The sequence below is a fragment of the Microbulbifer maximicatervae (SeqCode) genome (assembly GCF_052467385.1).
Window position 1 is genome coordinate 1,184,089 of sequence record NZ_CP174311.1, and the last position, 15,198, is coordinate 1,199,286.

A 15,198-nucleotide genomic window follows, 5' to 3' on the forward strand; every position below is an offset into this window, starting at 1 on the left:
TGTCCATATTTTGGGGTTCGCGTAAGTGATTGCATACCCTTGCTGCTCGAAATGCCTTCAGTTACATAGATTGCTATTTGATCACTGAACATCAGCTATTTAAGGGATTCAACGGTGTAACACCCAATTCCATGAGGGAATTTTACTCTAGGAATAAAAAGAGCTGCGCAAAAGGACCAGTTTCTTGTATTTTTATCGGCCATCTTGACCGAGGAGTTTATCCCCCTCCCAAGATTCAAACTTATAAAAATTAAACCCTTGAGTAGTTGGGGGCAGGTATGTCAATCGCGCGGCAGCGCTTTATAGTTTTGGGGCCTCTTTTTGCTGTGGCCTTCTATTTCTTTTTATCAGCGTTGGGGATGCAGTATCTACCGGCAGTAACTGCTGCAATTACCTTGTTAACTGTGATCTGGTGGATAACGGAAGCACTTCCAATCCCCGCAACGTCACTGGTGCCTTTTGTCCTCTTGCCTCTATTTGGAGTAGCGGATCATCGGGAGGTGGCAGCTTCCTTGGGAAGTCATGTCATTCTGTTGCTGATGGGGGCCTTTATTTTGTCCAAGGCCCTGGAGAAAAGTGGGGCCCACGAGCGCCTTGCCCTGTATATGTTGCGTATTGTGGGCGTCTCCAGCGGCCGCAGGCTGGTGCTCGGATTTATGCTGGCAGCAGGCTTCCTGAGCATGTGGATTTCCAACACTGCTACCACATTGATGATGCTGCCTATAGCCCTGGCAATTCTCAGTAAGATCGACAACGAGCGCTTAAGTATTGCCCTGATCCTGGGTATTGCCTATGCCGCAAGTCTGGGTGGGGTAGGTACTCCTCTGGGCACGCCGCCCAATGTTATTTTTATGGGAATATACGAGGAAGTAACCGGACGAGAGTTTAGCTTCCTGGGCTGGATGAAAATAGGAGTCCCAGTTGCTTTGGTGACGCTGCCTATAATGGCCCTCTGGCTGACCCGTCATGTGCATCTGAAAAATGATATTGAGCCCCCTCAAGTGGGAGAGTGGAGGCAAGAGGAAAAGCGAACCTTAATGGTTTTCGGTGTGGCAATTCTCCTATGGGTTACTCGCAATGCACCGTTTGGTGGTTGGAGCGAATTGATAGGTATTGATGCTGCCGGTGATGGAACCGTGGCTCTAGCAGCCGTTGTCGCTATGTTTCTAGTGCCCAACGGTAAGGGAGGGCGCTTGCTGGATTGGCAGACGGCAGAGACGATCCCCTGGGGAATGCTATTACTGTTTGCTGGTGGTATAGCGCTAGCAAAAGGTTTCTCCAGTTCCGGACTGAGCGATATGCTCGGCAACGGTCTTTCTTTCCTGACGGCGATGCCACTGTGGTTGTTGTTGGTAATTCTATGCCTTAGTGTGACCTTCTTGACAGAGATAACCAGCAATACAGCTACGGCAACCCTACTTATGCCAATTTTAGCTGTAGCCGCCACTTCAGCGGGTTTTGAGCCCATGGTGCTGATGATACCTGCGGCGATGAGTGCCAGTTGTGCATTTATGTTGCCTGTAGCTACAGCGCCTAATGCGATTGCGTATGGAACCGGTAAAGTACGTATACAGGATATGGTTCGAGAGGGAGCGATACTCAGTGTGACGGCATCGCTGATAATAGCGGGGATGAGTTGGTTGATCCTGGCTGGATAGTGTTTGTCTCCATCATAGCCAGTGTGAGATGTGCATAAGCAGGCGAATGGATAAAAGAAAAATAGATAGGAGAGATAGAGTTCGATGAATAAAACCACAGCAACACTGTTGCTCACCCTTGGTTTAACAGGGTGTGGCGAAGAGAAGAGCAACCAAGCTGTAGAGGAAAAAGCCTTGTTTAGTGAACAAACCTCTGCTCCTGTAGCGAAGAAAGTACCACACAAAATGGTTATGCATGGCCATGAGCGCATCGATAATTACTACTGGATGCGCGACGATGAACGTAAGGCGCCAGATGTTATTGCTCATCTGGAAGCAGAAAATGCTTATACCGATTCGGTAATGCACCACACCAAAGAGTTACAGGAATTACTCTTTGAGGAAATGACTGGCCGTCTGGAGAAAGATAAATCAACGGTCCCCGTTTATTATAATGGTTATTGGTATTACAGCCGCTATCTTCCCGAGAAAGAATACGCGATCCACGTGCGACGTAAAGGCACCCAGGAAGCACCTGAAGAGGTTATGCTGGATGTGAATGTGCTGGCCGAAGGCCACGGCTACTTTAGTGTAGGGCGCCTGGCCGTTTCTCCCAGTAATCAATTGGTAGCATATCCTGAAGATAGCGTTGGGCGCCGTGTTTACACGATTCGCTTCAAGGACTTAAAGACTGGTGAGATGCTGCCAGATAAATTGGAGAATGCTTCACCAGTTGCGGTTTGGGCAAACGATAACCAGACTGTCTTCTATATCAATAAAGACCATCAAACTCTGCTCGGCTATCAAGTGATGCGCCATAAATTGGGCACACCGCAGAGTGAAGATGTTGTTGTTTATGAAGAAATGGATAAGGCTTTCTATACGTGGATTTCCAAATCCCGGGATGGAGAACTGATACGCATTCACCACAGTTCTACAACTACCAGTGGCCAGTCAATCCTGGACGCAAATACCCCTCTTGCTGATTTTGCTCCCTTATATCCCAGGGAAGAGGACCATGAGTATTCTGCGCTAAAGTTAGGGAATGATTTTTATATCATGACTAATTGGCAAGCTGAAAACTTCCGCCTTATGAAGGTTGCCATGGAAGATGCAGCAGATAAATCAAATTGGCAGGAAGTCATACCTCATAGTAGTAAAATTTTGTTGGAAGATTTCACTTTATTTGATCATCATCTAGCAGTAATAGAACGAAAAGCAGGGCAAACGGGCCTCCGAATTATCAATTTAGAGAATAATAAGGACCTTCAAGTTGGGTTTAATGATCCAGTATACAGACTGGGCTTGAGTTCAAATCCAAACTTGGACTCAGAGAGTGTTCGAGTATCTTATTCGAGTTTAACGACACCAAATAGTGTTTATGAAGCCAAGCTGGATAGTGGCGATTTGGAATTGCTTAAGCAAGACAAAGTCCTGGGCGGTTTTGACCCAGAGCACTATCAGAGCGAGGGTATCCTGGTAGCGGCACGCGATGGTGTTAAAGTGCCGGTATCCTTGGTTTATCGTAAAGATAAATTTAAGAAAGATGGCTCTAATCCATTACTGCAATATGCCTATGGCTCATACGGTAGTACCGTAGACCCCTGGTTCCGCTCTTCAGTGGTGTCCTTGCTTGACCGAGGTTTTGTATTTGCTATTGCCCATATTCGTGGCGGCCAAAAACTGGGACGTGCCTGGTACGAAGATGGAAAGATGTTCAATAAAAAGAATACTTTCACTGATTTTATCGACGTTACCAAGGCGTTGGGGAAATTAAAATATGGGGCCCCTGATAAGATCTTTGCTTCAGGTGGTAGTGCTGGGGGGCTGTTGATGGGCGCGGTAGTCAATATGGAACCGGGTTTGTACCGGGGTGTTACTGCGGCGGTGCCATTTGTTGATGTGGTAACTACCATGCTGGATGAGTCAATTCCCCTGACTGTTAATGAGTATGACGAGTGGGGCAATCCTAATAATAAGGATAGTTATGAATATATGCTTTCCTATTCTCCCTATGACCAGGTGAAAGCTCAGGATTACCCCAATATGTTGGTAACCACTGGGCTACATGATTCCCAGGTGCAATACTTTGAGCCAATGAAATGGGTGGCAAAGTTACGCGAATTGAAGACCGATGAAAATCAGTTGTTATTCAATACCAATATGGAAGCAGGTCACGGTGGCTCTTCGGGTCGTTTCCGTCGCTATAAGGAGACCGCTTTACAGTATGCATTTTACCTCGATTTACTTGGGTATAAAAATGGAGAGACTGATAAGAAGGTTAAGTAATAAATATGTTATGCTTATTTTAGAGATATAGGTCTGATTATGGGTAGCTAATTATTCTTTATATCTCTACTTAAGTATCATGTAAATAAAGGGGAGCTAGCTCCCCTTTATTTGTTGGGGAAGTTGAAATGTCCTTTTCTTTTTCAGCTTTCTGAAATATTAACTTCTAGAGTCAATTGGCTTTTCGTGTTGTTTGGGCAGGATAAACACGCACCACCTTTTTAGTATTCCGCTAAAACTCCAAATGCTTTGAATTTCTATTTATAGGCGTAGAATGGAGATAGATTTACTGGAAGGTCTGAATTATGCGTGAGTTCGCCGCCATTGAGGCACCTGTGATTGATCGATTTGGAGGGTTAGACGGACTTCAGTCGAAGCTGGTTAAGCCAAAGCCTGCGCAGCTCTTGAGAGAGATACATGACAGTCAGTGGTTGTCATCGGCATCCCGGGCTGTTTTTCAAGCCGGTTTTAGTTGGAAGGTTGTTGAAAAAAAGTGGCCGGATATAGAGAAGATCTTTTATGGCTTTGATGTTTCATTCTGTCGTTACTTACCGGAGGAGGCATTAGATGACCTAATGCGGCAGGAAGGAATGATCAAGCACTGGACTAAAACTCGCTCCATTCAGAGAAATGCAGACTTCTTTTGGCATTTATCTAATGAGCATGGAAGTTTGGGAGCGTATTTCTCTAGCTGGAATACAGACAACTATATTGAGAATCTTTTGTACTTGCGTAAAGGTGGTGATCGACTCGGCGGTAAGACTGCCCAGGTATTTCTAAGACGAATGGGAGTTGATACTTTGGTTTTTGCAAGTGATACCATTCGAGCCTTAATCCGAGAAGGGGTTGTCGACAAGTCTCCCTCCTCCAAGAAAGACTGGGCTGCACTAAAAGCAGCCATCGAAACTTGGCAGTCTCAGTCAAATCGTAGTTTGAATGAGATTAGCCAGATATTATCACTTTCGGTAGGTTAAACAACTGGGGTATTTAGTTGGTAGAAGTATCTATTTCACTCCTACCAACCTGAATGCTTAATCAAAAGTTAATCGGTTGTAGCTGACGGCACAACCTGAAAATCCACGGACAATGAAGCCTCATACTGAACTTCGTCGAAGGAACTAACCTCTGTTTCTATATATGCTTCTGAAAAGCTATCTTCAAATTTGCTTTTTCGAGTTCTGGAAGCAGTAACGATAACCTCTTCTATTGCTCCAGCTCCCGCTGTCCCATGATAGCCGATATTATTTGTACGGACATTAACTGGTGTTAACTGAATGCTCAGGGTTCTCTCATAGTCAGCTTTTTGTTCCATGATTTTGGCTAGTGCCTTAGATCGGACCTTTTTTGTATATTCAGATACTTCTGAATGCTCAAAAGAAGTACTCACTATTTCTATTTCTTTATTTTCATCGGTTAGCCTTGCGATAGACTGTAAATGTCCCTCCTTGTTAATAGTTATTGCGACCCTATTAATAACTTTATAGCTGGAAGGATTTTTGCCTAGCCAACCAAATTGTGGGGAAGATGAAAATTTTGAATTTTTAATCTTAGCTCGGTCTATGCCAGCCTTTATTAAGCTCTCGGTTAATTGTTCACGCAAAGAACTATTGTTAGCAATGGCGTCTGATAGGAGGGGCTCTTCAGTGGTGACAATAATATTGACTATAGCCTGGTCTGAATAAGCCGTTTCTTTTGCACTGCCGTGGAGAGTCACAACTCTTGATATTGGGTAAATTAGGTCGCGTAAGTCCTGGGGGGAGCCTTTAATCTCTGGGGTTGCCATTGAAAGGCTGGGAATGAGTAGCGAAGCTAAAAGAGCAAGTCTTTTCATATTGACACTTCCAAACTGTGAATAAATGACAATCTATCAGGAAACTAGCTTATTGCCGATCAATAGCACTATATCGGCTTTCCTAGTTTCTATCCAATTGTTGCAGCTGAAACCGTTCGTTGTAGTTGTATATTCGCAAAGTATCGCCCAATTACCATTCATGATACGACTATTTCTGCTTTGGTATTTTAGTACCGTTTATCGCTGCAAAATTACCACTTATCGGTCTCAGCCAGGTTCTAAAACCAGTTCACAGACAATCGATTGCATCACTTTAAAGTGCGCACTTGGTCATCAATTGAGGATAAAAATTCAATGGATGACGGCAAGCAATAACAAATTATCTTAGTGACATACGAGTTGGGCAGAGCTGATGGGTTTACTGATAAATAAGAAGTTAATAGCGCTTTCTTTGACGGCATTGCTGGCCGCGTGTGGAGGTGGTGGAGGGAGCTCCTCTTCGGATTCGGACAACCCCTCTTCAGATAGTAGCGGTAGTGGTAGCGATCAGGGTTCGTCCGGCAGCGATGATAATCCGATCTCGGATAATGTGGGCACTACAGTTGTGGTGGGAGACGTAGAGCATACAGATTTAGGCTTCGCCTCATTGACTGCCATTGACGTAACTTTGCCAGAAGGTATGAACAATGCCCGTGAGGTTTACCAGATGGCACACTATATAGCACGAACTGACGGGGAGCAGGATGAAGAGGATATTGATATCCCGATACGTAGTTATACTGCGACCTGTGCAACAGATACCGATACTCCGAGAATGTTTGTTTCCACTACTTTGTCAGAGGGGGACACTGCTGCGGATACAACTCACGGTTCTATTTATGAGCTACAGTATGATCCGGATACTTCCAGTTTTGAGCCAACAGGTAATGCAACGCTGTTAAATCAGTGTTATGAATCCCACGGTGTGGCTGTAAGCTCTGATTGCTCCACAGTAGCAGTTCTATGCAATACAGATTATCAAGCCAATGAGCGTTATGAGGTTGAAGCTGACCTTGTTGAGCAATATGGTTCAACGTGGATGAAAATGGAAGATAACATTGCCACCATTGAATCCCGTATTGAGAATGAAATTGGTCTTCTGGTTGCGACTAATCACGGTAAATATATCGACTTCTTTACTGAACACCCTACGCTGACGTTTGATGATTTCCTTCCTGGTTTAAAGGCAAACTTCCCGGATACTGATTTTGGGGACTCGCCATCCTTTACCACTATTAAAGATTCCGATATGCAAGAGGAGATGGAGTATATTATTTCCAGTCTTTCCTCTGACGACTATGATGATTTACTACAACACATTCGAGATGCCAGTTATAGCTATAACGAGCAGATTTGGCTGTTAGAGTGGGAAAATCAGCCTTTAAGTGAAGTTCCCGATGCTTACGTAGTAAATAAAATGCACGGTGGAACTCATCTTGGGGCTCAAGAGCTGATTTATGTTGAGGATGATAGCCAGGGTCGTAGTAGCTATGGTTTCTCGGTTTCTGCTCGAGTATTTGATGGGAATGGGAGTTCTCACTATTCGGCGGGCTTAACGGTTATTGACCGTAAAAATTGGTCCCTGGATATGAGCAGCTCAGATAATCGTGGTTGGTATTGGGCCTGCGGCGACGGTCACGTAGTAAATATCCGCTCATTCTATAATCCAGACAATGAGATGTTTGGTGCAATTTGCACCAGTGATTGGAACGACTGGATAGGTAGCACTCATGGGCAACTGGGTACCATTGCAGTGAAAATGGAAACTTCCAGTTCGTCTACAGAAGGGCGCTTTAATCACTTCTTACCATCAACGTCTGCGATGGTATCTAATGGTGGCGGTCATACTGTTGTACCAGTGGATGCCAATACGAACCTTTCTTTGATCGTCTCGCCTAAATATATTGAAGATGCGGATATGGATCGCTTTCTCCAGGATGAAGTCGGTATTGATCCGTCTGGGGAAGGTCCGTTTGATGAAGATTGTGCAGATTACGACACCACAAACTGTTTCCTGTCCTATATGAGTTATAACTATTGGGAAGATGATGATAGTTTCGCCACAATAACAAGACAGGGACTTTATTCTGGTGATGCATTAGACTCCAGCTCTTTAACCCGTATTGGCATCGCCAAGGTCAGCTCTACCGGTAGTATGGAAGGCCAGGGTTTTAATTGGTTGGTTGAGGATGATGATTGCCAAATTAGTGATCCACAACTTATTGATTTAAAAAATGGACGCTACTTGTTTGGGTATGCAAAATTCCAGTGTATTTCTGATAACTTGTCCTATAACCGTATTTATGCCGACAGCGGCTCTAAACGGTTATTAGTACCAAAAGCTTATTATGTAATGGAAGTCGATGCAGATCTAAACGTACTTGAAGGGCCAATCGAGTTACCTAATTATGGATGGGGTGGTTTGGATGAGCCTATGTACTTAGGTGATGGAAAAGTAGCTTGGACTTATATTAAAAACCCCACCTACGATAACTATGTGAGTGGTCAGAAAAATATTTGGCAGGCGATGATTTACCACTCAAATAGCGTTAATTAATTTTTTCTCCTGAACTGTTGTAATGATACTGGGAGATAAATTTGGTAAGGGGGCTCCCCCTTACCGCTCTCCTGCTTTTTTACTGGAATTCATCCTGATTTCTGAAATGTGGCCGCGTATATGGGGAATGAAGAACTTACTTTTTTGCTATCAAAAAAATTGATTCCTTACTAGGCTGCCACTCCTGATCAATAAGAAAACCAACTCGTGTAAGCTTGTCTAAAAGCTCCTGTCTGTCAATTTTGTGGACATAAGGGGCCAGATTTATGCGTTGCATCACTGGGATCAGGAATCGCCAATTGCTTTTCTTAATTAATGCAGTACTTGATACAAATATGCCTCCCGGTTTTAATAAATTGTAAACCCGCGCGATAGCACCATCTATATCCTCCAGAAGATGTAATATATTTAGCCCTAAGATGGCGTTAAAACTATCTGGCTCGAATTTTAGTGAACCTAAGGTGCCTTGTTGAAAACTTATATTTTTAATAGCGGCACTTTTTACTTTTTGCTTGGCAATATCCAGCATCTTCTCGGAAATATCAGTGGCAGTTATACTGTTTACATAGGATGAGTGATGAATGGCGGTGCTACCGGTGCCGCATCCGAATTCCAATACAGACCAGTCTGCCTGAAAATATTCTTGTGTTATAGCCAGTTTTCTCTTGTAACTTTTTAAATCTTTTATAGGGCTTTTGGCATAGCGCGCTGCAGTTTTATCCCAAAACTTTTTTGGCTCTATCATTTTTCCCTTCCCTCCGTAGATGTTCAATGAGTATGCATTCGATCGGCGGATAACCTACTACTAGATGATTATCTTTTGATTTGAAGTGTATGTAGTATATTTCCCGAGTAGTTAGCCTCTAAAAATTATCTCCGTAGAGATGCTCATATATTTATACCTTGTAATTCTTGCTGCATGTTTTAATTTAGTGCCACAATTTTTTATGGGGAGGGTGCGTAACGTGTCACAGGTATATCGATAGAAAAAAGGCTGCGATACTCGTGTGCTACGATAGAGGGTGGTTGAAATTTAAACGATCCAGCCTTTTCTTTACATAAATCATTTCTTCGAAAAGATAGCTTGCTCCAAAATTTTTTTGGAAGTGCTCACTCACCTTTAGTTTCATCAATACTGTGACCTAGAGCGAAGTCGCGGTTCTTAGTTTTTGCGAACTATGTCACATTCATCTAAGCCTCCTTCTCTTTATGACTAAATAGTCATATTGCTTGTCGCCCTAAGATTCTGTTTGGCGCTATTAGTCATATTCTTGGCACTAATTAACCAGATACCTTTCGCAAGCCATAAAACAGTCTCGGCAACATAAAAAGACAATTTAAAAAATTGGGATCAAGCCCGAGCAAAAATAAAAGGACATCACAATGACACTTTATCAACGATTGGGTGCGAGCTTCTCTTTACTATTAGCGGGGCTTTTGGGATCAGCCTCTGCTAGTGCGGATAACTGCTACATCCTGGTTCATGGCCATGGTACTGAGGGCCATATCAAGCAGCGTACTAACTCCCAGGGTAATCTTGAGCAGCCGGCTTTAGATTATTGGAGTGAGGCTTACTTCGATGAATACGCGGGTAGTGACTTTATTGAACAGTTGCGTGTAAATGGCGGCAATTACGGTGTGGTTGGTTACAACTCCACCGATGAGGGCGAGATGCCCTACTGGCATGACGGCACAGCGGGTGAAATCGCTCGGCAGATAATCGCTATTCGCAATGGCGAAGGCGATGATTATGAGCATGAAAACCAGTGTGCTGCCGATGACACTTTCTACGTGATTGCCCACAGTCAGGGTGCCACCCAAATGATGTACCTCGCAGGCAATGCCGTACCGGGGTCCCCTTACTATAACCGTGCTTACAACCAGCTGGATTCCAATACTGTGACCGAAACCTCGAAGGTTTGTACTGGCTCCTGGTTCTGGAAAAGCTGTAAGACGAAAACCGAAACCGTTAATGTCGCAGGCCTGAATGATAGTTACGCGGTTGAAGTGGACTTTGACACTGCCATTAGCGGTATCGCGGCAATCTTTACTACTGGTGGTGCAATCACCGGTACTGAGGGGGTTGATCGACTGTGTAACGGTAGCTGGATCGAAGATTTGATCAACGATTGGTTTATCGGTCGCGAGTGCGCAGCAGTACGTTACCTGCAGACTAATGATGTCTATGCTGTGCGCAACTATGTCGGCACCAACCTGGCTGCACCGGTTTATACCATTGGAGGCTACGCCGGTTTCCCTGGTATTGAGAGTGCTAGCTCTTTGCTGTTGGGCGGTGAGGACGATGGTTACATCAATCTGGCTTCCCAGATGAACTGCTCTGGTTCTGCTAAGCGCAACTTGTGGTCAAATCTGAAGGAATACAAGACCTTCCTGGGTATCGCTTACGGAAGCGCTATCTTCTCCTGCGATAATGACAATAAGGGGACAGCGCGTTCCTATAACCTGGCGAGTATTTATACCGATCATGACGCTCAGCGTAACGGCGGTATTATGGCCCCAGACTACACGGGTATCCCCGATGGCCTGAACTGTGGTGCCGGTAAAAATACGGCTGGTCGTATTGCTGCCTGTACAGAGTAATTGGCTCATCGTTTTAAAAAAGCCCGCTTAAAAGCGGGCTTTTTAGTTTGCGGGAATCACATATTTACTTCTATTAGTTTTTAGCTCTAGTGATCCTCTACCACTTGCAAATTGTTCTCTGCTTTCATACGAGATATTTCGATCTCTTCTGCAAAAATCTCGTGGATGCCGAAACGGTAACTGTCAGTACTATTTGCCGCATGGGTACCGCCTGGAATCGTTGTAAATGCAATGCGCCAGGGAGTGGTCTCTTGTTCTTTCCAGTGCTTATGCCAGGAGAGTGCATCTTTGCGCAGGTTTGGCATGTCTTTGGAGCCACTTGTTACTACCAGAGTCAGATCCTCTCTTGTCGCTTGTACAGGTTCCCTGTAGAAAAATTCCTGTTGTGGTAGGAAGGTGGCATTGCTGGCTATCAATCCTTTAAACAAGTCGGGCTTAGAAAATGCTGTGTAAAGCACAAAATATCCCCCTCGACTTTGACCGAAGAGAACCCGTTGTCGAGGGTCTACCGAGTAGCGGCTTTCAACTGTTGGCAAGAGCTCCCGCTCTAGAAAGTTGAGAAACTGTGCTGCACCGCCATACGTAAGTGTGTCACTGTCATCGGGTAGTGAAAAGTCAAAACTGCGATGATTGATCTCGGGTTTAAATGAGCCGTAAGCAATACCTACGATAATCGCCTCGGGGGCGTAATCATCGTAATGCATAAACAGGTGATTAGTAGCCAAAATTGGGAACAGTGAATCCCCATCGAGGAGATAAATGACCGGGTAGGTTGTATCCTCGTTTGGATTATAGCCCTCAGGCAGGCGAGTATAGATATGGTAGGGGCGCCCAATAATCGCTGAATCCAGCTTAAAGTAGTCCCCTTTCAGGGCAGGTAAGAACTCAAGAGGCTGGGAATGACTTTCAGGAGAAGAGTTACTTTGGTGGTTAGCAGGGCAGCCACCTAGCAGTCCGGCTGCTAATAGCGTTGATAGAAAACGAATAAGGGGCTTTTTCATCGAGTCTCCTATACTAACGGTGGGATTCATTGGTTGACTAAGTCTCTTCTTATATTCTCAAGTGGGGTGCTAATGAGCAATATAAAGCTTGCTGCTGGTATCGATTTTCCTGCAATAGAAGTAAAGCGACTTGGTGGAGGTGAGTTGGTACTGGGGAAGCTTGAAGGTAGTTTCCCTTGGCAAATGGTAGTCGTTTACCGAGGTAAGCACTGCCCACTATGTACCAAGTATTTGCGTGTCTTGAGTGTACTACTACCCCGCTATCATGCGGAGGGTATTGACGTGGCTGTTGTCTCTGCCGATACGGAGGAAAAAGCTTCTCAGCATATGGAAGCAATTCAGCCGGGATTTACTGTCGGTTACGGTTTATCAATACCCCAAATGCAGCAGCTTGGGCTCTATATTTCAAAACCCCGCTCCCCTGAAGAAACAGACAGGCCCTTTGCTGAACCGGGTGTTTTTGTCATCAACGAATCTGGAAGGCTGCAAATAGTCGACATTTCCAATGCACCTTTTGCGAGGCCTGACTTGCAAACGCTATTGGTGGGTATCGAGTTTATCCGAAATCCTGATAACCATTACCCAATTAGGGGAACATATTAAGATTTTTTAAATACCCTGCTAATTCAGGGAGCTATATTTTGGATTAAAAGTTTGTAGTAAAGTTAGAGGTCTGGAATTTAAGGGGGTAGGGTAGTGACGAACGCTTTTCTCTCTGAGGTGAATCACTTCAAGCTTAATCCAATTGATAATAGTAAAGTCGTATTAATTGATGGCCCCAACCAAAGAGCTATACCCGTTTATGGTAGAGAGATTGTTGCTCAATACCAATTTCTCGATAAAGTGTTAGTTATCCTACATGATTGGTGGTCTCTGGATCAGGGAGTTAATATCTACCTACTCTCTAGAGGAAGAGTTTTGGATTTTGCTTTGAGTTCGGATATCGACTTATGGGGAGATTTAGATGACGTGAAAGTTATCCAACCGGATACTATTTGCTTTTCTTTTCCGAATGCTTTGCACTGGCGACTGCGCTGCTATAAGCGGGCAAGGCCGGCTTTATATCTTTCTCTTCCTTATAGTTTTTGGTGGCGTCGAAACTTATTTTATTCCTGGTTTTCATTGCAGCGCCTCAAGTGAATAGTATATATAAATATCAGGCGGCGAATCTGTAATTGTATATTACCCAAGTAAGATAACAGGTGTTTACCCTGTTATCTCACTTTTATTTAATAGAGCTGAACTTTCTTTGTCGGATTTTTGAAGCGATAGCTTCAACGTGAATAGCCTATTTAGAAATTGTTCAGCTCTTCCCGTAGATCGATCTCCAGTTCCTCTGAGCTAGTAATCCATACGCTTTTATCCGGCGCAGGAAACACACCTATTTCAATGCCGTCACCTTTTAAGCCAGAAAGCCATTTCTTTAAAAACTGTGGTAAGGGAATGCTTTTAGGGGTGAGGCCCGTTTCATTCTCAGCATAGGCTTGAGCAAATTCAGCGCTTGGCCATACTGGCAGATATTCAAAGCCACCATCTTCATCGGTGTGTATTTTAAGAAAGCAATTTTGGCTATCGATCAGTATCCAGATCTCCCGCTCTTCTCCGGCTATGCTCAGAAAATACTCGTAGCGATCTTCACAGCTGAGATTAGTTATTTCACTTAAATCTGGGGTGCTCATATATCAATTCATTGTAGCTAGGTAATAGGCGAGTAGGGATAACTGAAGGCCTGCTCATCTAGAGGCATAGCTGTTATACCAATTAATGCGGGGCATTATGCGCGAATACAAGCCGCTATCCAAATGCTTTGCCGAGATGGTCAGCGGCAGGGGGAGAGAAAGAGTTTCTATAGAACTTAAGTCTATGGTTAGAGTGAAGAGGAAACTGGAATGCTCAAAATAAAAAAAACGGGCATTAAGCCCGTTTTCAATACTTCTCTTCCTGTGAGCGACTACTTTCTCCTTTTTAGTAATTCGCTAACCAGGAAGCGCTTACCACTGCAGTGCGCCGCCGGTTTGGTATTCGATAACGCGGGTTTCAAAGAAGTTTTTCTCTTTGCGCAGGTCCATAATTTCAGACATCCACGGGAATGGGTTCTGAGCGCCAGGGAACTGCTCTTTCAGGCCCAGCTGGCTAAGGCGGCGGTTGGCGATAAACTGGAGGTACTCCTCCATCATATTCGCATTCATGCCGAGTACGCCGCGGGGCATGGTGTCGCGGGCATAAGCTACTTCAAGCTCCATACCCTCGAGAATCATCTGGGTGACTTCCTGCTGGAATTCTGCTGTCCACAGGTGTGGGTTTTCCAGCTTAATCTGGTTGATGACGTCGATGCCGAAGTTCAGGTGCATAGACTCGTCGCGCAGGATGTACTGGAACTGCTCGGCAACACCGGTCATTTTGTTGCGGCGACCCATGGACAGAATCTGGCTGAAGCCACAATAGAAGAAGATACCTTCAGTGACAGCGTAGAAGGCGATCAGGTTGCGCAGCAGCTCCTGGTCGGATTCAACGGTGCCGGTTTTGAAGTTGGGATCACCGATGGCCTGGGTGTGGGACAGGCTCCAGGCCGCTTTTTTGGCAACCGCTGGCACTTCGCGGTACATATTGAAGACTTCACCTTCGTCCATACCTAGGGACTCTACACAGTACTGGTAGGCGTGGGTGTGAATGGCTTCTTCAAAAGACTGACGCAGCAGGTACTGGCGGCACTCAGGGTTGGTGATATGGCGGTAGATCGCCAATACCAGGTTGTTAGCAACCAGGGAGTCTGCGGTGGAGAAATAGCCCAGGGAGTATTCCACGATGCGACGCTCGTCCTCGGTTAGACCGTTGGGGTCTTTCCACATGGACACGTCTTTGTTCATGTTGATTTCCTGGGGCATCCAGTGGTTGGCGCAGCCGTCCAGGTATTTTTGCCAGGCCCAGTCGTATTTAAAGGGAACCAGCTGGTTGAGGTCAGCGCGGCAATTAATAATGCGCTTTTCATCTACCTGGATACGGGCCGCACCCATTTCCAGTTCTTCCAGGCCGGGAGCCGGGTCCATATTAGCAACTGCGGCACGGGCGGCATCAACGGCGGTGGAGCCGCTTTGGGCCGCAGGCGACGCCGGAGCGGCTGTGTAGGAAGCGCTGGGCTCCTGCACGGATTTTGCCTGGGCCTCCGGCGTCGGTCGCGGTTCGGTTGCTTTTTCAGGTTGTTGGGGCTTGGTGTCGATGTCGTCCCAGCTCAGCATAGTTGGCCCTTTTGATCGGTCTCACTATCGAAAGTTCGATAAAAAA

The 15,198-nt window shown here is 45.2% G+C and carries 12 protein-coding genes; 7 read left to right on the forward strand and 5 right to left on the reverse strand.

Translation table 11 applies throughout. The features are described from left to right. Positions 1 to 278: 278 nt before the first annotated feature. From ACJJIR_RS05160 to ACJJIR_RS05170, 3 genes are all read left to right on the forward strand, one after another. Positions 279 to 1,658: an SLC13 family permease gene (locus tag ACJJIR_RS05160; RefSeq protein ID WP_413662969.1), complete on the forward strand. Its 1,380-nt coding sequence runs from the start codon at positions 279 to 281 to the stop codon at positions 1,656 to 1,658. A gap of 84 nt (positions 1,659 to 1,742) precedes the next feature. After that, entirely contained in the window at positions 1,743 to 3,926 is a 2,184-nt protein-coding gene (locus tag ACJJIR_RS05165; RefSeq protein WP_444907539.1) for a S9 family peptidase, read from the forward strand. A gap of 305 nt (positions 3,927 to 4,231) precedes the next feature. Next, positions 4,232 to 4,900, forward strand: coding sequence for a DNA-3-methyladenine glycosylase I (locus tag ACJJIR_RS05170; RefSeq protein ID WP_444907540.1), 669 nt, complete (start codon positions 4,232 to 4,234; stop codon positions 4,898 to 4,900). 68 nt (positions 4,901 to 4,968) lie between these two features. On the opposite strand, the gene ACJJIR_RS05175 is transcribed toward ACJJIR_RS05170, so the two are convergent. Then, complete coding sequence (locus tag ACJJIR_RS05175) at positions 4,969 to 5,757, reverse strand: SIMPL domain-containing protein (RefSeq protein ID WP_444907541.1); 789 nt, start codon at positions 5,755 to 5,757, stop codon at positions 4,969 to 4,971. A 373-nt stretch (positions 5,758 to 6,130) separates the two neighbouring features. On the opposite strand from ACJJIR_RS05175, the gene ACJJIR_RS05180 reads away from it, so the two are divergent. Further along, positions 6,131 to 8,314 carry a hypothetical protein gene (locus ACJJIR_RS05180; RefSeq protein ID WP_444907542.1) on the forward strand — a complete coding sequence of 728 codons (2,184 nt, stop codon included), beginning with the start codon at positions 6,131 to 6,133 and terminating at the stop codon, positions 8,312 to 8,314. A 136-nt stretch (positions 8,315 to 8,450) separates the two neighbouring features. On the opposite strand, the gene ACJJIR_RS05185 is transcribed toward ACJJIR_RS05180, so the two are convergent. Continuing rightward, entirely contained in the window at positions 8,451 to 9,059 is a 609-nt protein-coding gene (locus ACJJIR_RS05185; protein WP_444907543.1) for a class I SAM-dependent methyltransferase, read from the reverse strand. A 638-nt stretch (positions 9,060 to 9,697) separates the two neighbouring features. On the opposite strand from ACJJIR_RS05185, the gene ACJJIR_RS05190 reads away from it, so the two are divergent. Continuing rightward, complete coding sequence (locus tag ACJJIR_RS05190; protein WP_444907544.1) at positions 9,698 to 10,915, forward strand: hypothetical protein; 1,218 nt, start codon at positions 9,698 to 9,700, stop codon at positions 10,913 to 10,915. Between the two features lie 86 nt (positions 10,916 to 11,001). Here ACJJIR_RS05190 and ACJJIR_RS05195 read toward each other — a convergent pair whose 3' ends face one another. After that, on the reverse strand, positions 11,002 to 11,916 hold the full coding sequence (locus tag ACJJIR_RS05195) for an alpha/beta hydrolase (protein ID WP_444907545.1): 915 nt from the start codon (positions 11,914 to 11,916) through the stop codon (positions 11,002 to 11,004). 72 nt (positions 11,917 to 11,988) lie between these two features. Between ACJJIR_RS05195 and ACJJIR_RS05200 the strand changes: the two genes are divergently transcribed. Further along, positions 11,989 to 12,519: a redoxin domain-containing protein gene (locus ACJJIR_RS05200; protein ID WP_444907546.1), complete on the forward strand. Its 531-nt coding sequence runs from the start codon at positions 11,989 to 11,991 to the stop codon at positions 12,517 to 12,519. Between the two features lie 93 nt (positions 12,520 to 12,612). Continuing rightward, on the forward strand, positions 12,613 to 13,056 hold the full coding sequence (locus tag ACJJIR_RS05205; protein WP_444896442.1) for a hypothetical protein: 444 nt from the start codon (positions 12,613 to 12,615) through the stop codon (positions 13,054 to 13,056). A 152-nt stretch (positions 13,057 to 13,208) separates the two neighbouring features. Here ACJJIR_RS05205 and ACJJIR_RS05210 read toward each other — a convergent pair whose 3' ends face one another. Then, the gene (locus tag ACJJIR_RS05210) at positions 13,209 to 13,595 is read right to left on the reverse strand and encodes a DUF2750 domain-containing protein (protein WP_444907547.1); all 387 of its coding nucleotides are present in this window, start codon (positions 13,593 to 13,595) and stop codon (positions 13,209 to 13,211) included. 312 nt (positions 13,596 to 13,907) lie between these two features. Further along, positions 13,908 to 15,152, reverse strand: a complete 1,245-nt coding sequence (locus ACJJIR_RS05215) for a ribonucleotide-diphosphate reductase subunit beta (RefSeq protein WP_108734126.1) — start codon at positions 15,150 to 15,152, stop codon at positions 13,908 to 13,910. Positions 15,153 to 15,198: the final 46 nt, after the last annotated feature.

Bases quoted from the DNA above. Each gene is read 5' to 3' on its own strand.
- ACJJIR_RS05170 (WP_444907540.1), top strand. From the start codon at position 4,232: ATGCGTGAGTTCGCCGCCATTGAGGCACCTGTGATTGATCGATTTGGA.
- ACJJIR_RS05200 (WP_444907546.1), top strand. From the start codon at position 11,989: ATGAGCAATATAAAGCTTGCTGCTGGTATCGATTTTCCTGCAATAGAA.
- ACJJIR_RS05190 (WP_444907544.1), top strand. From the start codon at position 9,698: ATGACACTTTATCAACGATTGGGTGCGAGCTTCTCTTTACTATTAGCG.
- ACJJIR_RS05210 (WP_444907547.1), bottom strand. From the start codon at position 13,595: ATGAGCACCCCAGATTTAAGTGAAATAACTAATCTCAGCTGTGAAGAT.
- ACJJIR_RS05160 (WP_413662969.1), top strand. From the start codon at position 279: ATGTCAATCGCGCGGCAGCGCTTTATAGTTTTGGGGCCTCTTTTTGCT.
- ACJJIR_RS05180 (WP_444907542.1), top strand. From the start codon at position 6,131: ATGGGTTTACTGATAAATAAGAAGTTAATAGCGCTTTCTTTGACGGCA.
- ACJJIR_RS05185 (WP_444907543.1), bottom strand. From the start codon at position 9,059: ATGATAGAGCCAAAAAAGTTTTGGGATAAAACTGCAGCGCGCTATGCC.
- ACJJIR_RS05215 (WP_108734126.1), bottom strand. From the start codon at position 15,152: ATGCTGAGCTGGGACGACATCGACACCAAGCCCCAACAACCTGAAAAA.
- ACJJIR_RS05195 (WP_444907545.1), bottom strand. From the start codon at position 11,916: ATGAAAAAGCCCCTTATTCGTTTTCTATCAACGCTATTAGCAGCCGGA.
- ACJJIR_RS05165 (WP_444907539.1), top strand. From the start codon at position 1,743: ATGAATAAAACCACAGCAACACTGTTGCTCACCCTTGGTTTAACAGGG.
- ACJJIR_RS05175 (WP_444907541.1), bottom strand. From the start codon at position 5,757: ATGAAAAGACTTGCTCTTTTAGCTTCGCTACTCATTCCCAGCCTTTCA.